This window comes from Castellaniella sp. (assembly GCF_049651205.1).
Lineage (GTDB): Bacteria > Pseudomonadota > Gammaproteobacteria > Burkholderiales > Burkholderiaceae_B > Castellaniella.
On sequence record NZ_JBASBR010000007.1, the window covers coordinates 29819 to 47788 of the forward strand.

17 protein-coding genes are annotated in these 17970 nt (G+C 56.1%); 7 read left to right on the plus strand and 10 right to left on the minus strand.

The window, feature by feature from the left end:
• Nucleotides 1-31 precede the first annotated feature (31 nt).
• Nucleotides 32-760, minus strand: a complete 729-nt coding sequence (locus tag WA928_RS03725) for an alpha/beta fold hydrolase (RefSeq protein WP_424299756.1) — start codon at nt 758-760, stop codon at nt 32-34.
• Entirely contained in the window at nt 757-1989 is a 1233-nt protein-coding gene (locus tag WA928_RS03730) for a YbfB/YjiJ family MFS transporter (protein WP_424299759.1), read from the minus strand. Before WA928_RS03730 ends, WA928_RS03725 begins: the two co-directional genes overlap by 4 nt.
• Nucleotides 1990-2142: 153 nt before the next feature.
• On the opposite strand from WA928_RS03730, the gene guaA reads away from it, so the two are divergent.
• The gene (gene guaA / locus WA928_RS03735) at nt 2143-3735 is read left to right on the plus strand and encodes a glutamine-hydrolyzing GMP synthase (protein WP_424299762.1); all 1593 of its coding nucleotides are present in this window, start codon (nt 2143-2145) and stop codon (nt 3733-3735) included.
• A gap of 130 nt (nt 3736-3865) precedes the next feature.
• Here guaA and WA928_RS03740 read toward each other — a convergent pair whose 3' ends face one another.
• From WA928_RS03740 to WA928_RS03750, 3 genes are all read right to left on the minus strand, one after another.
• Nucleotides 3866-4696 carry a nucleotidyl transferase AbiEii/AbiGii toxin family protein gene (locus WA928_RS03740; protein ID WP_424299765.1) on the minus strand — a complete coding sequence of 277 codons (831 nt, stop codon included), beginning with the start codon at nt 4694-4696 and terminating at the stop codon, nt 3866-3868.
• Nucleotides 4696-5532, minus strand: a complete 837-nt coding sequence (locus WA928_RS03745; protein WP_424299768.1) for a type IV toxin-antitoxin system AbiEi family antitoxin domain-containing protein — start codon at nt 5530-5532, stop codon at nt 4696-4698. The genes WA928_RS03740 and WA928_RS03745 overlap by 1 nt, the downstream gene beginning before the upstream one ends.
• 449 nt (nt 5533-5981) lie before the next feature.
• Nucleotides 5982-6959 (minus strand): LysR substrate-binding domain-containing protein, encoded by a 978-nt coding sequence (locus WA928_RS03750; RefSeq protein WP_424299771.1) that lies wholly within the window; start codon nt 6957-6959, stop codon nt 5982-5984.
• Nucleotides 6960-7000: 41 nt separating this feature from the next.
• On the opposite strand from WA928_RS03750, the gene WA928_RS03755 reads away from it, so the two are divergent.
• The 3 genes from WA928_RS03755 to WA928_RS03765 all read left to right on the plus strand — a co-directional run bounded on the left by WA928_RS03755 (nt 7001) and on the right by WA928_RS03765 (nt 10223).
• A complete protein-coding gene (locus WA928_RS03755; RefSeq protein WP_424299774.1) occupies nt 7001-8167 on the plus strand; it encodes a mandelate racemase/muconate lactonizing enzyme family protein in 1167 nt (388 codons plus the stop codon).
• A gap of 84 nt (nt 8168-8251) precedes the next feature.
• Complete coding sequence (locus WA928_RS03760; RefSeq protein WP_424299777.1) at nt 8252-9523, plus strand: M20 family metallopeptidase; 1272 nt, start codon at nt 8252-8254, stop codon at nt 9521-9523.
• A 22-nt stretch (nt 9524-9545) separates the two neighbouring features.
• Nucleotides 9546-10223 (plus strand): trimeric intracellular cation channel family protein, encoded by a 678-nt coding sequence (locus WA928_RS03765; RefSeq protein WP_424299780.1) that lies wholly within the window; start codon nt 9546-9548, stop codon nt 10221-10223.
• A 12-nt stretch (nt 10224-10235) separates the two neighbouring features.
• Here WA928_RS03765 and WA928_RS03770 read toward each other — a convergent pair whose 3' ends face one another.
• Together WA928_RS03770 and WA928_RS03775 are read right to left on the minus strand one after the other, a co-directional pair.
• Nucleotides 10236-11702 carry a sodium:solute symporter family protein gene (locus tag WA928_RS03770; RefSeq protein ID WP_424299783.1) on the minus strand — a complete coding sequence of 489 codons (1467 nt, stop codon included), beginning with the start codon at nt 11700-11702 and terminating at the stop codon, nt 10236-10238.
• The gene (locus WA928_RS03775; protein ID WP_424299786.1) at nt 11699-11884 is read right to left on the minus strand and encodes a hypothetical protein; all 186 of its coding nucleotides are present in this window, start codon (nt 11882-11884) and stop codon (nt 11699-11701) included. The genes WA928_RS03770 and WA928_RS03775 overlap by 4 nt, the downstream gene beginning before the upstream one ends.
• Before the next feature lie 877 nt (nt 11885-12761).
• Here WA928_RS03775 and WA928_RS03780 point away from each other — a divergent pair.
• Complete coding sequence (locus tag WA928_RS03780) at nt 12762-13109, plus strand: BON domain-containing protein (protein WP_424299789.1); 348 nt, start codon at nt 12762-12764, stop codon at nt 13107-13109.
• An 81-nt stretch (nt 13110-13190) separates the two neighbouring features.
• Entirely contained in the window at nt 13191-13388 is a 198-nt protein-coding gene (locus WA928_RS03785; protein WP_424299792.1) for a CsbD family protein, read from the plus strand.
• Nucleotides 13389-13425: 37 nt separating this feature from the next.
• Here WA928_RS03785 and WA928_RS03790 read toward each other — a convergent pair whose 3' ends face one another.
• The 3 genes from WA928_RS03790 to WA928_RS03800 all read right to left on the minus strand — a co-directional run bounded on the left by WA928_RS03790 (nt 13426) and on the right by WA928_RS03800 (nt 16813).
• Entirely contained in the window at nt 13426-14892 is a 1467-nt protein-coding gene (locus WA928_RS03790) for an MFS transporter (protein WP_424301091.1), read from the minus strand.
• A gap of 153 nt (nt 14893-15045) precedes the next feature.
• Nucleotides 15046-15426, minus strand: a complete 381-nt coding sequence (gene trxA, locus WA928_RS03795) for a thioredoxin (RefSeq protein WP_350382984.1) — start codon at nt 15424-15426, stop codon at nt 15046-15048.
• 94 nt (nt 15427-15520) lie between these two features.
• On the minus strand, nt 15521-16813 hold the full coding sequence (locus tag WA928_RS03800) for an NCS2 family permease (protein ID WP_424299796.1): 1293 nt from the start codon (nt 16811-16813) through the stop codon (nt 15521-15523).
• A gap of 106 nt (nt 16814-16919) precedes the next feature.
• Here WA928_RS03800 and tsaD point away from each other — a divergent pair, with 106 nt between their 5' ends.
• Nucleotides 16920-17969, plus strand: coding sequence for a tRNA (adenosine(37)-N6)-threonylcarbamoyltransferase complex transferase subunit TsaD (tsaD, locus tag WA928_RS03805; RefSeq protein WP_424299799.1), 1050 nt, complete (start codon nt 16920-16922; stop codon nt 17967-17969).
• Nucleotide 17970 lies beyond the last annotated feature (1 nt).

Below are 17970 nucleotides of genomic sequence, written 5' to 3' on the forward strand. Positions count from 1 at the left end.
AAGGGGCTGCGATCTTCGCCACCCTGATGTATCAGCGGCTGGCAGGTTCGGCGTCCAGCAAGGTCTCGGCCACCCGATCGGGCGCGCTGATCATCGCGTCGTGGCCGCAGTCCAGGTCCCGCCAGGACCAACGGGTGCCATAGGTTTCGTGCGCCCATGCATAGGCTTGAGCGACGGCCTGGAAGGGGGGGCGGATGCAGCGCACATATGTGACCGGCAGGCTATTGCCCAGCGGATGGTTCAGGCGCAGCGGTTCACGATAGGAGCCGATCGGATGCGGCGTCAAGCGGTTCTGCACGGCGGCAATGTCGGCGGCCCGTGTCAGGCCCAGGCTTTCAGGCCGGGGCGGCGGGATGCCGCCGGTGCCGGCGGCGCTGTGTTCCAGCCGCTGAACGACGGCCTCGGGCAAGGTGTCGAAAGTTGATTGGCCGGGCGGCAGCAAAAAGGCATCCAGATAGACCAGGCGTCGGATACGTTTGGGCAGGCGGTCGGCCACGCCGGAGACCACCAGCCCGCCGAAGCTGTGGCCGACCAGAATGACCTCGCGCAGATCCTCTTTGGTTAGATAGCACTCCACATCCCGGATGAAGGTGTCCAGTGTGATGTCCGGCCCCAGCAGGTTGCTGCGTTCTCCTAGTCCCGGCAGGGTAGGGGTATCGACGCGATGCCCCGCTTGCCGCAATTTCTCTGCGACAGCCGACCAGCACCAGCCGCCGTGCCAGGCGCCATGAACGAGCAGGTAAGGATGAGGACTTGTCATGGGCTGATCTCCGCCTGGCTGGTAACTTTGTCGCACGTACGCAGCCGCAGGATGGGCAGCGCACCGGCGATCAGGCCCAGGGTGCCCAGAACCAGAGCAAATTCCAGCGGCGCACCGAACAAGGCGTGAGTCAGGCTGAAGAACAGCGGACCAATCAATTGGCCCATGGCGAAGGATGCCGTCATCGCCGCCATCTGCCGCTTGGCGCCAATGCGGCCGACAGCCGCCTGAGCCTCTTGCAGGCCTACCATGGTGATCACCATGAAGGTACTGCCAACACACAACGCAGCCAGTAGAATGGCAGCTAGCGTATGCCACAGGGCCGGCAGCAGCACGCCGATGGCCATCAGGATCTGAGCGCCTGCCCAGATCTTCTGGCGACTGAAGCGGCGCGCCAGACGGCTTGCAATCAGGGTGGACGCTGCACTCGCCAGTCCGAAAATTGGCCAGGCCAAACTGAACAACCAGGGATCGGGTACCAGCAATCGCGCTTGGGCGGGTAGGAAAGTGGCAGGAAGAATGTAGCCGAAACCGTACACGCCATAGCACAGGATCAGCCCCCAGTGCAGCGACGGGATGGGAGCGGGCGTGGCCTGTGGAGCCGGTGGCTGCTTGTCCACCGCGTCAGTTTCTCGAGGTATGGCCGCTGGCCTTGGATCGGCTTGGTTCGACGATCGCCACAGCATGGATGCCCCGATCAGCCCCAGCAGGGCCGCGGCCGCCAACCACAGCCAGGCGTGCGAAGAAGCCGTGCCCAGTAGTGTCAGCCCCATACAAGCCAACCCCGCGAATGTAATTCCGCAGCCCACACCGGCGAAGACGATGCCGCTATGCCGTTCCTTACCTTGCGCGTTCAGGCGGGCGATGCACAGCGATGCCGTCCCGATCATCACCCAGGCGCTGGCCACGCCCGCCAGCAGGCGCCAGACTATCCAACCGGCCCAATGGCCATCCAGCCCCATGGCCGCTGTCATCAGTACCACCAGCCACAGGCCGCTGCGCAACAAATGCGCCGGCGACCAACTCAGATGCGTGACCAACAGAGCGCCGAGTAAATAGCCCAGGTAATTGGCACTAGCCAGCCATCCCCCTTGAGCCAGGCTCAGGCCCTGATCGGCCTGCATCATGGGCAGGATGGGCGTGAATGCAAAGCGGCCAATCCCCATGGCAACGGCAAGGGCCAGCAGGCCTGCGAAAGGCAGGGGGATCCGGGAAGCACGTGAGGACATTGGTTTGCAGCCGACAAAATCCATAACCCGACTACTGTAATGGCAGTGGCGACTCTGACACAAATATTATTGGCAGCGCAGGCCCGAACATTGGAAGCCGCACCCTCGCATGGGTTAAAGTAACGCCTTGATCAGCCACTCAAATCGTCTGCCATGCACCAACGCATTCTGATCCTGGATTATGGTTCCCAGGTAACCCAGCTTATTGCCCGTCGCGTCCGCGATACAGGGGTTTATTGCGAGATTCACCCGGGCGACGTCGATAACGCATTTATCCGAGATCAGCTGGATCATGGCCTGAAAGGCATCATTTTGTCGGGCAGCCACGCCTCGGCCTATGCCGACGAATCCCTGAAAGTGCCTGGGGCAGTTTTCGAGGCAGGAGTACCGGTGCTGGGCATCTGCTACGGCATGCAATCGATGGCACTGCAACTGGGCGGCAAGGTCGAGTTCTCCGACCATCGCGAGTTTGGCTATGCCGAAGTTCGCGCCCACGGCCATACGCAGTTGCTCAACGGGCTTCAGGATTTTGAAACCCCCGAAGGCTACGGCATGCTCAAGGTATGGATGAGCCACGGCGACCGCGTCACACAACTGCCCCCGGGTTTTGTGCGGATGGCATCCACTCCCTCATGCGACATTGCGGGCATGGCCGACGAAACCCGGCATTTTTATGCCGTTCAGTTTCACCCCGAAGTCACTCACACGGTGCAGGGCCAGGCCATGCTTCAGCGCTTTGTCACCGAGATCTGCGGGTGCTCGCGCGACTGGAACATGCCTGATTACGTCACCGAAGCCGTCAACCGCATCCGCGAGCAAGTCGGTGATGACGAAGTCATCCTGGGCTTGTCTGGCGGCGTGGATTCTTCGGTGGCTGCGGCCCTGATCCACAAAGCCATCGGCGAGCAACTCACCTGCGTGTTTGTCGACCACGGCCTGCTGCGTCACAACGAAGCCAAGCAGGTGATGGACACCATGGCACGCAATCTGGGGATTCGCGTGATCCACGTAGATGCCAGCGAGCAGTTCATGGGCAAGCTGGCCGGTGTGGCCGACCCCGAAGCCAAGCGTAAGATCATCGGCCGCGAGTTTGTCGAGGTGTTCCAGACCGAGTCTGCCAAGCTGAAATTAGCCCGCTGGCTGGCGCAAGGCACGATCTACCCTGACGTGATTGAATCCGCGGCGTCCAAAACCGGCAAGGCCGTGGCGATCAAATCGCACCACAACGTGGGTGGGCTGCCCGAGACGCTTAATCTGAAGCTGCTTGAGCCTCTGCGCGAGCTCTTCAAGGACGAGGTACGCCACCTGGGCCTGGCCTTGGGCCTGCCCCCGGAAATGGTGTTTCGTCATCCGTTCCCGGGGCCTGGTCTGGGGGTGCGCATTCTGGGTGAAGTCAAACCCGAATACGCCGACTTGCTACGCCGCGCCGATGACATCTTTATCACCGAGCTGCGCAACACGATTGACACAGCATCCGGAAAGTCCTGGTACGACCTCACTTCTCAGGCCTTTACCGTATTTTTACCGGTTAAATCTGTGGGTGTGATGGGCGACGGCCGCACCTACGATTACGTGGTGGCCCTGCGTGCCGTACAAACCAGCGACTTCATGACAGCTGATTGGGCCGAGCTGCCATACGCGTTATTGAAGCGGGTATCCTCACGCATCATCAATGAAGTGCGCGGCATCAATCGGGTCACGTACGATGTGTCGAGCAAACCGCCTGCTACTATTGAGTGGGAGTAGAAGTATTTAGAAATATAATTATTAATCAATAAATTAAAACTTATATTTAATGTAATTCATAGATTAGCAGGTTTGACCTATGCAGGTTGTTTGGTCAATGCCCATTCCATCCGCCTAGATACTCATTAGCTCATGGCAGATTGGCAGCGCGAACTGTGCGCAATACTTCTCGAAAGACATCCTCAAAGGGAGGCAGATGGTTCATCTGGTGGGCGAGGCGCTGCGTCCATAGCCGTCTCAGGCGGTCCTCCTTTTTTGCGATTGCCTGTTCCATGCCTGTGATGTCCCGTTGACGCAATTCCAGTTTCGCGTCGAGTTCAGGCCGCATTTCTGCAATTCGCAGATCCGCCGAATCGAGCAGATACCATAGGTCATAAAGATCGCGGGGTTCGTTACGCGCCCGATCGCTGAGGGCAAGAAGTTTCTCTATGACGATTTCCTCGATGGCGTAGACCTTCACGGTTGGTCCCACGGGCAAATCATCAAAACCGTCGTAGGTGCGATGAACCGGGCGGTCTTGCAGTGGAAAGCACAGAACTTCGTTGATGGTGACATCGACCTTCACATCGTTTTCAGCAGGCAGCGGACCCTGGTAGCACAGATAAAAGGTATGGCTATTTTGGTGGCTGTGACGGTCAGAGCGATCAAATGCGATCTGCAGGCCCGTCTCGGCACTGATGGCAGCGAAGATTTCGTCAAGCCCGGCCAGTATTTCTTCGAGCGTGATGGGGCGAATCAGTGTGAAATCCAGATCCTCGGAGAACCGGTAATCGGGGAACCAGCAGCGGCGTAAGGCCGTTCCTCCCTTGAATGCCAGGACTTCACGCAGCGGGTGGTTGGCCAATCCGGTCAGGAACCAGGCCAGCACGTAATCACGTTCAATGACGGATTCGGGGATGCGACGGCCACCCGCGGTGACCAGCGCGTTTGAGATCATTGAGATGTTGCGTTGTGAGATCATCAGGTAAACCTTATGCTGTCCAATTCTTCGGCGGGCACATTCAGCTGAAGCTTCCAGCGGGAAAGATGAGGCCCCTCTGCTGAAAGCAGCGGATCGAGGCGCAAGTAGGTGGCGGTCAGCTGAGCCCGCAAAGGCTCTAATGTGGCTGCGTCAGCCAGTTCGTAGTGTTCCAGCAAGTAGCCCAAGCGACGTATCACTGCACCGACACCAAGACGCTGCGCGTAATCCATCAGCCGCTCGACCTTCAGCGTGTCCCGCTTCATCCACAGGCCTTTGGCGACTTCTGTGATTCCGCCGACGTAGGCTGGATGCCTGAGACCGTCGATGATGGTTCGTTCCATGTCGCTGATCATGACGAAGCGCTGCTTGTCGATCCAATGTTTCATGACGCCGAAGTCTTGCTTGTCCGTGATGAGGACAAACCGGAAGTCATAGCCACCGACGGTCTGGGGGCGCACGCGTCGGGTGCTTGAGGCGTAGATGGTGAAGTTCGGCTGGGTCACCATGCGGTGCAATTCGAATGCCGTACCGTGGGACAGAAAGTAGGGCGCTGTGCCGGCCAGTTCCCGGGCGATGATGAACGGGCTATCGACATGCTCTGTGGCACGACCGAGCTCAAAGGGTACAAGGTTGTACAACCCTGGCTTTAATCGCGTCACCAGGCCTCTTTGCTGAGCCTTGTGCACCAGGTTACGGGCGGCTGGCGGTGACAGGCCCGTGATGGAGGTGACATCGGCGGTGTTGAACGTGGTCTGGCGCCGCTCGTTCAGCTCCACGAGCAGCTGGGCAGCACGCGGACCCACTGTCTTGAGGTTAAAATTACTGTTTATGGTCAATTCGTCTCTCTTGAAGAGATGTTACGTGCATATAAGATAACATGAATGATGTTTTGTGAACATAACATTTCCTGTAAAGAGACGTTTTGGTTAGAAAATATAATAATCTTGAGTGAATGGCTGAAACGCCCGTATCATGGGCCTTTCAGTGGGTCTGGATGGTATTGCCGTGACGATGGCCGCGTTGACAGCTGTCTCCGGTCAAATCTGGCAAGATTCCGTTTCTGCCGACACAAGGCCTAGGGATACCCCGCAATGCTGGGCCGATCCAAGCGGTTTTCCCAGAAGGTCATTGCTGAGGGTATTGGCAAGGGCTAGCAGAAAATTCCCCTTATGGATCAATGCTGTTTTCAAACAAACAATCATTGAGTGGGAGTAATTTGTGGCCTGGCACAGCCAGGCCAGCGGTGCCGCGATTCCATGGCTGATGCGTAAATCGACGGGAAAACCTACATGCCACAGCTGATGCTGGAGACAGTATCCCAGAATTTTTCTGCAATTTCGTTGATCTTGCTCCGATCTCTATAGAGCCGTATTTGCAACGGTATGCGCCAACTTAGAGGGCCGACGCCTGCCAATCGGCCAGTGGCAAGTTCATCGGCGATCAAGGACTGGGGCAACCATGCTATCCCACGACCAGTAAGGACCATTGGCTTGAGTACGGAAGCAAGGTGTGCCTTGAATACTGTCTGGGTGGACAAGTGCTCCATCTGAGGCGCCAAGACGGTTTGCATGATACGGCCGATGCCCGATTCTGCGCTGTAATGCAATAAATGTATCGGGCGGGACGTGTCGTCTGCACGATGATAGGCCTGTCCTTTTTCGTCTGTCGACGACACAGGAATGAGTGTGTCAGTCCCAAGCTGAATGGACGGATAGCCTGCGGACTCAAGCGCCCCTTCGACGTCCGAATGCGCGTGGCTGAGCACAAAGTGAACCTTTCCTTGGAGCATCAGGGCTTCGCAGCGTTGCAGCATGTCCGAGACACACTGTATGGCGCCGACGGGTTGTTGCGATTCAAGGCTGCGAAGCCAGTTGGGCATAAAGGTGAAAGAAAGCGTATGAGTTGCGGCAAACTGCAGGATTGTTGATGATGACGCTTCGATGGCCTGCGCTTCGCCAGGCAGGCTGGCGACGCGTGCAAGCAGATCTTGGGCAACCTTGCGGAACCATTCGCCAGTTTCAGTCAAGGTCGTTGCTTGCGTGCCGCGATTAAAAAGATCAGTGCCCAGCCATTCTTCGAGTGCCCGGATCCGGCGGCCAAATGCAGGTTGGGTCATATGGCGCAGCTCGGCGGCACGCGAGAAGTTTTTGGTCAGTGCCAAAGCCAGGAAGTCGTCGAGCCAGGAGAGATTCATATCAGTGCTTTGAAAGCATAACGTGGGAGAAAAATAGCATTGGCCGTGAACGGCGATAGCGCAGATCATAACGACACTTAGCTTAATGATATTTCACATAGGAGCCGTCAGTGAAAATCGTCAATATTATTGAAAAAACACTGCCAATAAGTTCGCCCATCCGAAACGCGTATATCGATTTCAGCAAAATGAACCTGAGTCTGGTTGCGGTCGTCACCGACGTCATCCGCACTGGGAAACCCGTTATTGGCTATGGCTTCAATTCCAATGGCCGCTACGGTCAAGGCAAGCTGATGCGCGACCGTTTCATTCCAAGGATACTGGAAGCGGACCCCGCGTCACTGCTTGATGCCAGCGGCAATAACCTGGATCCACATAAAATTTGGGATGTGATGTTCACCAATGAAAAGCCTGGTGGTCATGGTGAACGCTCAGTGGCAATCGGTACGATAGACATGGCTGTCTGGGATGCGGTCGCAAAAATCGAAGATAAGCCGTTATTTCAATTACTGGCCGACCGCTATGGCAATGGGCAGGTCAATAAAAAGGTATTTGTCTACGCCGCAGGCGGGTACTACTACCCCGGACAAGATCATGACAAGCTTAAAGACGAAATGCGTAGCTATCTTGATCGTGGCTATACCGTGGTCAAGAAAAAAATCGGAGGCGCTTCGTTGGATGAAGACCTTCGCCGTATCGACGCCATCCTGAGTGTGTTGCAAAATGGGCAGAGGCTTTGCGTCGATGCTAACGGCCGCTTCGACCTGGACACCGCAATCGCTTATGCCAAGGCGCTGTCCCAATACGATCTGTTCTGGTACGAAGAGCCGGGCGATCCTCTCGATTTTGAACTTCAAGCTGCGTTGCGCAGTTATTACAAGAACCCAATGGCAACAGGCGAGAATTTATTTTCGATGCAGGATGCGCGCAACCTGATCCGCTACGGCGGTATGCGCCCGGATCGCGATTGGCTGCAGTTTGATTGTGCGTTGAGCTACGGGCTGGTCGAGTACCTGCGCACACTGGATATGCTAAAAGAGCACGGCTGGTCTGCCAGCCGTTGCATACCACATGGCGGGCACCAGATGTCGCTGAATATTGCTGCCGGATTGGGGCTGGGCGGTAACGAATCGTACCCCGATCTCTTCCAGCCGTTCGGCGGCTTCCCAGATGGCGTTGTCGTCGAAAACAGCTACATCACCATGCCTGAGCTGCCCGGTATCGGTTTCGAGGGAAAAGCAGATCTGTATCGCGTCATGCAATCTCTTTTGGCCTAGCTCATCGCACCCGATACCCACTTTGATAGGCGTACTATCTTGTTTATCGTCTGTGATTGATATTATGACTGGAGGCTAGTTGTGATGAGTGCAAATCAAACCAGTGATAAAGAGGATCTACTGGCCGGGTTAACCGGCCTACTGCCCGAGCTTGAAAAAATCTACACTGATATCCACGCTCATCCCGAACTCTCGATGCAAGAGGTGCGCACCGCCGGTCTGGTGGCCAAACGCCTCCAGCAGGCGGGCTATGAGGTCAGCACCGGTGTGGGTCAAACCGGAGTAGTTGGCCTGCTGAAAAACGGCGAGGGCCCAGTTGTGATGCTGCGCGCCGACATGGATGCGCTGCCGGTTAAAGAAGCCACCGGTGTGCCGTATGCCAGCAAGGCCAGTGCTACCGATGCAGAGGGCCACACCGTGCCCGTCATGCACGCCTGTGGACACGACATGCACGTCACCTGGCTGCTGGGTGCCACCGCAGTGCTTGCGCAAACACGCGCGGCCTGGAAAGGCACGGTTCTGGCTGTCTTTCAGCCTGCAGAAGAAACCGCAGCGGGTGCACAGGCCATGATCGATGATGGCCTTTTCAAACGCTTCCCCAAGCCCGAGGTTGTACTGGGGCAGCACGTGATGGTGGGCCCTGCGGGTGCTTTGGGCGGGCGCGTGGGCACCATTACCTCCGCGGCTGACAGCTTCCAGATCCGGCTCTTTGGACGCGGTGCGCATGGCTCCATGCCGCAGGCAAGTATCGATCCAGTTGTGATGGCAGCTTCGGTGGTGTTACGGCTCCAGACCATCGTTTCACGCGAGCTCGCACCATCCGAGGCCGCTGTGGTCACCGTGGGCGCCTTGCAAGCGGGCACAAAAGAAAATGTGATTCCTGAAGAGGCCATCATCAAGCTGAATGTCCGCACCTTTGATGAAGGGGTACGCGCACGCGTACTGGATGCCATTACCCGTATCGTCAATGCCGAAGCAGCGGCATCTGGGGCACCTAAACCACCTGAGATTACTCCGCTTGATCGTTACCCGATGGCGTCCAACGACGAAGAAGCCACCGAGCGGGTGGCGGATGTTTTTCGGAAGCACTTTACTAAAGAGCGGGTTCACGAAGTCGGGCCGGCTTCGGCCAGCGAAGACTTCGGCTCCTTCGGAACCCAATGGGGTGTCCCGTCGGTCTTTTGGTTTGTGGGTGGTACAGATCCGGAAACCTATGCCAAGGCAAAGGCAGCCAACCGTCTCAATGAAATTCCCAGCAATCACAATCCGCACTTCTTGCCGGTCATGCATCCCACACTCGAGACTGGCGTAGAAGCCATGGTGGTGGCTGCGCACGCATGGCTTGCGGCTGGCTGACAGCGCTGCGTATCATACTGCCATGTTGCCCATCCCTCATGTCTTGCTTCTGGTGCTCGACCTCGGCGGCACCTTTGTCTTTGCCATCAGTGGCGCCATGGTGGCGGTCAAGCACCGCTTAGACATTCTGGGCGTTTTGGTCTTGGCCTTTGTTACCGGCAATGCCGGTGGCATGACACGCGATGTGTTGATCGGCGCAGTGCCGCCCGCAGCCATTGCAGACTGGAAATACCTTTTGGTATCTATTGCAGCGGGCCTGATCACCTTTCTCTGGTATCCCGTCACCGACAGATTGCGTACCCACATGCTGTGGTTTGACGCTATTGGTTTGGCGTTCTTTGCCGTTTCAGGTGCAGAAAAAGCGCTGCTCTTTGGGATTTCACCCGCCATGGCGGCCATTCTTGGCATGCTCACAGGTGTGGGCGGGGGCATGCTCCGAGACATGCTGGTCACAGAGATTCCCGTCGTACTACGTGCGGATCTCTATGCGTTTGCAGCGCTGGCGGGCGCTTCCGTGGTGGTGGGCGGGCATCTTTTAGAGATCCCTCCTGTCATGACAACTGCTGTAGGCGGGGTGCTGTGCTTTGCGCTGCGCTTTTTTGCCATACGCCGTGGCTGGCATCTTCCTGCGGTCAAGACGCTACAAAGCAGGGCAGATGAGGCTCAATCCAAAGATCGTCCAAGCAGCAAAGCACCCTAGGCCATCTGGTGGTCAGCCCATATTTGCGCGCGTAATAAACTCGTCTGCGTGAGTTTCAGGTGCCCGGGTAAGCAGGCTCACCCCCACAAAAATCACAATCGAGATTGGCAGTACCCAGACCCCGGCAGATAGGCCCAAGGGACGCAGGCCACTGGCAAATAGCGCCAGCACTGCGACGCTACCAACCAGAATGCTGGACAAGGCACCAGCTGCCGTGCCGCGTCGCCAGAAAAAAGCACCAACAATTGCCGGCACCACTACGGCAAGGCCTGTAGATGCGGCCACCGACAAGACAGCAATCAGGTTAAGCTGCAACTCGGCAAACACCCAGGCCAAGGCAGCCACTACAGCTAGCACGATTTTGCCAAAGCGCAGCTGGCGAGCATCGTCCTGGTGGCCTGCGGCATGGGCATAGACATCGCGTGACAGCATGGAAGACAAGGTCAACATGATGGAATCGATGGTCGAAATCGCGGCGGCCAAAATGCCAATCATGACAATCTCGGCCAGCACCGGCGGAATAATATCGGAGGCCAGCAGACTGGGGGTAGCCAGATCGGCCTTCTCCAGCCCCGGAAGTGCCAACAAGGCACCAAAACCCCAAGTGACCGATACCAGGGTATAAACTAGGCCGAAGCACAAAAAGCCAAGTAGCATGCGGCGCAGGGCAGGCAAAGACTTGGGCATGAACAGCCGTTGGCTGACCTGCGGGTTGGACAGGCTGAAGAAAAACCAGGGCAGTGTCAGGCCTAAAAACGTGGCAAAAGAAAAGAACCCGGGGCCGGGAACCGTAAGCACATTACCTTGCACCTCGGAGAGCTGGCTGAACATGGCACCAGGCCCGCCCAGGTGCTGTACCACCAGCCAGGCCACAGCCGATGCGGAAATCAGCATGAAAGCCGCCTGCAAGGCGTCCGTCCACATTACCGAGCGCATGCCAGCAATGTATGAGAACACCAGGGCCACCACAGTAGCAAAAATAGTGCCCGTGGTGAAACTGATGGCACCGTTGCTCATCCCCGCCAACAGATAACCGACACCAGCCAGCTGAACCGCAGCATAGGGAATCAGAAACAGGCAGTTGCTCAGGGCTGTAGAAACAGCCACAGCACGACTTTGGTAGCGATGGCCCAGCATTTCACTGGGGGTAATAAAATCGTAGGCCTTACCCACTCGCCAGAAGCGCGGGCCAAAAACAGCAACAAGCGAAACCCCCACGAAATAAACGATCTCGAAGCCATAAGCCCCGATACCGGCCTTATAGGTAAGCCCTGCCAGGCCAACCATCATGAAAGCACTGTAGGTGGTAGCGCTGTAGCTTAACGCCGAAACAAAGCCTCCGAAGCGCCTCGCACCCAGAAAATACCCCGACATGCTGACTTGCCGGCCATTGGTGGTTTCGTCGCGGGACAACCATGCCACGGCAATCGACACGGCCAGATAAATGGCGACACCTATCCAGATGACTGTCGGGCTCATTTGTCTTGCTCCTGAAACCCTCGGGTGGCCAGCAGATTGCAGACAATGACCAGAACACCTGCAACAGACCAGAACAAAAAGCTGCCATACCAGGCGTTTACCTGGTCTAGCACCCAGTAAGGCACGGCATAGCACAAGATGGCCAATAACCAGACGCAGGCCAGACTTAGTTTTCTTACCATGATGGTTCGGATATGAGACTGTAAAAAGTTGATGCTAGCAGTTTCTGTGGCCCGGGGCATCGCAATCAAGGCAACGCACTATCGATCATTGCGTGGTTCGCCTGCCTTTACCCGTTGGTATGACAAAGCAGGCGTTCCCCATCAAGATTTATTAATGATAAAAATTCATTTTATAAATCAGATACATATAGGTTCAAATCCGCAGTAGTCAGCCCGATTCTTGGGCGCTACCATGGATCTGGACAGTGAGCTGTCATCATCCATATAAACCTTGAGACGAGGACAATGCCATGGTCACCCAAACCGACAAACACACCCCAAATGAAACATCCCAGGATATCGAAGACATGCTTGATGAGGCCAGTATCGAGTCCTTTCCAGCCAGTGATCCCCCGGCATGGATTTCGGGAAGGCACGATACACCGCACCCTGATAAACCTCTCCCTGACGATCAGGGCTGATACCAACCTGTGCAGATTGGTTTTTTGCGTGGCGCTCAGGCGCCATTTTTATTTTATTTCTTCTGACGAGTGGTATTAAACAAACACAACCGTACGCGATTTCATTGGCAAAAAAAAGCAATACAGAAGTTAAAGAGGCAACTTTTTACACAATCCATGAAATTAATGATTCTGCCACGGCAGATAATGTTACAGGATGAATATACTGTTTTCCCTGGGAAATATAAATAATATTGCCAGGCAACTCTCCTTTAGTAGCATCTTGTATTCACGAACCTTGCTTTCTGGATGTTAGCTTTGGGTCAACCCTGGGCTATATCTGAAGGCATTCAGGATGCGGCTCAAGGTTCCTGATGATGAACAGCAAGCTGGCCCAGGCTTATGTGCGCTGTTCCCAAACACTAGGAGAAAACCGTATGAAGAAACCAGTAATTGCTTCCCGCCTCGTTTTAGCAACCGCGTTGGGCTTTGGCCTGCAGGCTGGTGTGCTGGCAGCCGATCAAAACACCACCGTTGATCAGTCAGCCACAGCGACAGAAGCAGTCAGCGATGCCTGGATCACCACCAAGATCAAAACTCAGCTGGCGACCACCAAGGATCTCTCCAGCACGGATATTTCCGTGGAAACAAATAATGGAGTCGCGACACTTACTGGCACAGTGCCCAGCGAAATCGAAATAAAAAAAGCCGAAGCAGTTGCCAGCAGCACAAAAGGTGTGCAAAAGGTGGATATTTCTGGCCTGAAAGTTAAGGCTTCCAATTAAAAACTGGCTATTTTATTAGTCTGCGCAATTATCCTGGTCAAGGAAACCTGCATCTGTTTTCAATAATCACTGGAGTACAAAATGAATCAAGACACAATCAAAGGTCAATGGAAACAGCTCTCTGGCAAAATTAAAGCCAAATGGGGCAAACTTACTGATGATGATATTGATGTCGCCGAAGGTAATTTTGAATATCTGGTGGGCAAGGTACAAGAACGGTACGGCATTGCTCGCGACGAGGCTGAAAAAGAGGTTAGGGAATTCAACCGCATGCCTTAAACATCCCCAATTTCCGCAGCCTGATCCCGTGGATGGCTCAGGCTGTGGCCTGATAAATGGCCTTGCCAGACCTGCGACGATCTCGCAGGTCTTTGTAGGCAAAGGCCAGCGCGACCAGCACCACAGCGGTGATCACACAAAACCCGACAACCGTGGCAACAGGCCAGGAAAACCGGTCGAGCGTAAAAAACACCGCAGCTGTAATCATGGCAATACCCACCGAAGTACCAATCCGTTGGCCGGTTTGCATGATGGCACCCGAGCTTCCCGCGTAGTCCAGCGGGACATCCATCAGTGTCAGAGCCTGATTGGGACTGATCACGGAACCCTGTGCAAGGCCGATAAAGGACAAACTCAGCAGTAGCCACCAGGGGCTGGCATATCCATAGGCCTGCAACACAATCACCAGCATGCTAAGCAATAATCCCAGCAGTGCAAGTAATAGACCACCAATGACGATCCTGCGGCCGTACTTCATGACACGTCGACCAGCCCAGTCGGCCGCCCAGGACGAGAGCAGGGCGGCGGGGATTCCGAACATGCCCGATTCCAGGGCACTGAGCCCAAGGCCCTCCTGGACATATAAAGCAACCAGCACCCAGATGCTGGTTGTGCCCAGGAAGTAAAGCGCCATGATGGTTACGCCATTGCTGAAGCTGGCAGTAGAGAAAATTTCCAGATTCACCATCGGACTATGACCATGTCGGGCGGTTCGACGCTCCCAGAGGATCCAAAACCACGTCAGGATGCCGGCCAATGGCAGTAACGCCCAAGTAATGGGCGCAGTACGCGATTCGACAAACGGATATAAAAACGCCAGTACGGCGAGGCCCAACAGCAGAGATCCGACAGGATCCAGCGATCGCCAGCCGTCTTTCCGATTGCGGATAGCCGCCCTGTTGCTGGGATCATCCGCCGCCGTTGCACGCAAGGGGAGGCTGCCCGGACGACTAAACAGAGGGCGGGGAAACCACTTGAGCGCCAAAATGATCACTGCAATACCAAAAGGCACGTTAACCAAAAAGGTCAGACGCCAGCCCAGATGCAGGCCGCCCAACTCAATCAACAAGCCGCCCAGCGCCGGCCCTACAGCAACAGAAAACCCAACAACTGTCCCAAAATATCCAAAGGCACGACCGCGTTCTTCACCCCGAAAATATTGCTGGATCATCCCCAGACCCTGCGGGTTGAGCAGGCCCGACCCTACACCTTGCACAAAACGCGCACCATTAAGCCAATCAGCATCAGGTGCCAGACCGGCAGCAATGGAAGCCAGCGTGAAGATGACTACACCCACCACAAAAAGGCCGCCGCGCCCCATAAGATCGCCGGCACGGCCGGCAGCCACCAGTACCACACCAAACGTCAGGGCATAGCCGGACAACACCCATTGCACATCCGACTGGGAGGCATCAAGGGCGATGTGGATGGAGGGCAGGGCAACATTGACGATACTGACGCCAATGAGCGACATGAAGATGGTTGTGAGCAGAACGGCGAGGATTCGCCAGCGGTCGGGATCGGGCCTGGGCGCTTTACGAGGCCGTGAAGGGGGAGGAGATGCTTGGCGGCCCGATCGCGAGAGGAGAGGTGTCATTAGCCGAATCGTACACTGTGGCGCGCCGTTTGGCAGCCTACGCCACAGCGGATGCGGCAGTTAGTGCGTGGTTGAAGAGGCTTTTTCCTGCTCAGCAATCTGGGCATGCACCTGCGACATGTCAACTGCCTTTACCTGGGTGATGAGTTCTTCGAGCTGTGACGCAGCCAGAGCGCCTGCCTGCTGAAACAACAGTACGTTTTCGCGAAACACCATCAGGGTAGGGATTGAACGGATGCGCAGCGCAGCGGCAAGCTCTTGCTGCTCTTCGGTGTTGATTTTGGCAAAGGTTACATCAGAGTGCTTTTCGGCCGCAGCCTCGAAGGTGGGCGCAAATTGGCGGCATGGGCCGCACCAAGGTGCCCAGAGATCGATGATCAGGGGCTGATCGGCCTTGGTGGCCTCTTGGAAGGTATCCTGGGTGAGTTCAATGATGCTCATGCGGGCTCCTGTCTGTGGCGGGGCGGCAGAAGGCCGCCCACCGGATTACAGATCATATGGGGACAGTGTACCTGCCCTGCAAGGCCTGTCGGCCTTAACCTGGAAACAAGGCGTATTTGATGACAAACAAAATGGCAACCAGCAAGGTGGCGGGGTGAATGTCGCGGAAGCGACCCGACAACGCCTTGATGACGACATAGCTGATGAAACCAAATGCCAGACCATTGGCAATGGAGTAGGTAAGCGGCATGGCCACTGCAGCAATGGCTGCAGGCACGGATTCGGTGATGTCATCCCATTGCACGTCAACCAGCTCGCGCAACATCAGGCAGGCCACATACAGCAGTGCGGGTGCGGTGGCATAGGCTGGAACAACAGCGGCCAGTGGCGATAAAAACAGCGCCAGCAAAAACAGGATCCCGATGACCAGCGCGGTCATGCCGGTACGGCCACCTGCCTGCACACCGGAGGCGCTTTCGATGTACGCCGTGGTGCTACTGGTACCCAGGAAAGATCCGGCCACAATGGCGCAGCTATCAGACAGCAGGGCACGCCCCAAGCGACCTGGATTGTTGGGCTTGATGAGACCCGCCCGAGTGGCAATGCCGATCATGGTGCCCGTGGCGTCAAAGACTTCAACCAACACGAACACAAGAATAATATGAAAGAACCCTGTGTTCAGCACTCCCATCACATCCAGTTGGAAGAAGGTAGGATCCAGGCTGGGCGGTGCAGAAAAAATCCCTTGGTACTGGCTAAGCCCCGTAACGATGGAGAGCAGGGTGATTGCCAGAATCCCGATCAGGATGGCCCCGCGTACCTTGAGCGCACCCAGTGCTGCGATGATGAAAAACCCCAGAATGGCAAACAGGGTGCTGGTGTGGGTAAGGTCTCCAAGGCCCACCATGGTGGCCGGGTTAGGCACCACGATACCGGCTGTTTTCAGGGCAATAATCCCTAAAAATAAGCCTATCCCGGCTGCGATGGCTGCTCTTAATGATGCCGGTATCCCCGCTACCAGCCATTCTCTGGCCCCGGTGACGGTAAGGATCACAAACACCACGCCGGAGATAAACACGGCGCCCAATGCCTGCTGCCACGAGTACCCCATCTGGGCAACTACAGTAAATGCAAAAAACGCATTTAAGCCCATCCCTGGTGCCATACCGATAGGCCAATTAGCCACAAAAGCCATAATCAAGCAGCCCAGTGCTGCGGCCACGCATGTGGCGACAAACACAGAACCCTTATCCATCCCTGTGCTGGACAGGATGTCGGGGTTCACAAACACGATGTAGGACATCGTTAAAAACGTGGTTAGGCCGGCCAGAATTTCGGTACGGGCTGTGGTGCCGTGTTCCTGAAGCTTAAACAGCTTTTCGAACATGATGAAGTCCCCTCGAGTAGCAGGTGTAACACCTGAATATTGTGTGTAACGACGCCATTCTATAGCCGGTGATTCGGTTTTGTGAACCGCTGTACACTGGCGGCCTATGTTGATCATCGGATTTGAAAGTTCTTGCGACGAAACCGGCGTGGCCATTGCCTGCACGCAACGTGGCCTGCTGGCACATGCGCTTTACAGTCAGATTGCCATGCACCGCGAGTATGGCGGTGTCGTACCCGAACTCGCTTCGCGTGATCACATTCGGCGTATTGTGCCCCTAACGCGAGAAGTGCTGCAGCAGGCACGCGTCAAACCAGACGAACTTAACGCAGTGGCTTACACCGCCGGGCCAGGCCTGGCTGGCGCACTGTTGGTTGGTGCAAGTTTTGCACGCTCATTTGCGTGGGCGCAGAGCCTGCCGGCCATTGCCATTCACCACCTTGAGGGGCATTTGCTGTCACCCTTGATGGCCGCTGAAGTACCTGCCTTTCCGTTTGTGGCCTTGCTGGTGTCGGGCGGCCACACACAGTTGATGCGAGTGGATGGCGTTGGGCGCTATCAGCTGTTGGGCGAAACATTGGATGACGCAGCCGGAGAGGCATTCGATAAAAGTGCCAAGCTGTTGGGCCTGGGCTACCCGGGCGGCCCAGAGCTCTCGCGTCTGGCACAGCAAGGCGACCCACGCGCGTTTACGCTGCCTCGTCCAATGTTGCACAGCGCTGATCTCGATTTCAGCTTCAGTGGCCTTAAAACGGCCGTAATGACGCAGATGCGCAAATTACAGGCCACCGATGGGGATACTGACATCCGGCAACGAGCTAATCTGGCCGCCGCCACCGAAACTGCAATCGTGGATGTATTGGCAGCAAAGTCCTTGCAAGCCCTGAAGCAGACTGGGCTTAAAACCCTGGTGGTGGCCGGCGGTGTGGGTGCCAACCGTCATTTACGGGCACATTTGCAGGCGGCCTTGTCCAAAATGGATGGGCAGGTGTTTTTCCCGCCCATGCATTTGTGCACAGACAACGGCGCCATGATTGCCTGGGCTGCCGCACTGCGGGTACGGGCCGGTTTGGTGGATCTATCAGCCGTGCAAGAGGCCGGCTTTGCCGTGCGTCCCCGATGGGATCTGCAGGATGTCTGCGTACCAGCTACTTAGC

Bases quoted from the DNA above. Each gene is read 5' to 3' on its own strand.
- WA928_RS03725 (WP_424299756.1), bottom strand. From the start codon at position 760: ATGACAAGTCCTCATCCTTACCTGCTCGTTCATGGCGCCTGGCACGGC.
- WA928_RS03730 (WP_424299759.1), bottom strand. From the start codon at position 1,989: ATGTCCTCACGTGCTTCCCGGATCCCCCTGCCTTTCGCAGGCCTGCTG.
- guaA (WP_424299762.1), top strand. From the start codon at position 2,143: ATGCACCAACGCATTCTGATCCTGGATTATGGTTCCCAGGTAACCCAG.
- WA928_RS03740 (WP_424299765.1), bottom strand. From the start codon at position 4,696: ATGATCTCACAACGCAACATCTCAATGATCTCAAACGCGCTGGTCACC.
- WA928_RS03750 (WP_424299771.1), bottom strand. From the start codon at position 6,959: ATGATCTGCGCTATCGCCGTTCACGGCCAATGCTATTTTTCTCCCACG.
- WA928_RS03760 (WP_424299777.1), top strand. From the start codon at position 8,252: ATGAGTGCAAATCAAACCAGTGATAAAGAGGATCTACTGGCCGGGTTA.
- WA928_RS03765 (WP_424299780.1), top strand. From the start codon at position 9,546: ATGTTGCCCATCCCTCATGTCTTGCTTCTGGTGCTCGACCTCGGCGGC.
- WA928_RS03770 (WP_424299783.1), bottom strand. From the start codon at position 11,702: ATGAGCCCGACAGTCATCTGGATAGGTGTCGCCATTTATCTGGCCGTG.
- WA928_RS03775 (WP_424299786.1), bottom strand. From the start codon at position 11,884: ATGGTAAGAAAACTAAGTCTGGCCTGCGTCTGGTTATTGGCCATCTTG.
- WA928_RS03780 (WP_424299789.1), top strand. From the start codon at position 12,762: ATGAAGAAACCAGTAATTGCTTCCCGCCTCGTTTTAGCAACCGCGTTG.
- WA928_RS03785 (WP_424299792.1), top strand. From the start codon at position 13,191: ATGAATCAAGACACAATCAAAGGTCAATGGAAACAGCTCTCTGGCAAA.
- trxA (WP_350382984.1), bottom strand. From the start codon at position 15,426: ATGAGCATCATTGAACTCACCCAGGATACCTTCCAAGAGGCCACCAAG.
- WA928_RS03800 (WP_424299796.1), bottom strand. From the start codon at position 16,813: ATGTTCGAAAAGCTGTTTAAGCTTCAGGAACACGGCACCACAGCCCGT.
- tsaD (WP_424299799.1), top strand. From the start codon at position 16,920: ATGTTGATCATCGGATTTGAAAGTTCTTGCGACGAAACCGGCGTGGCC.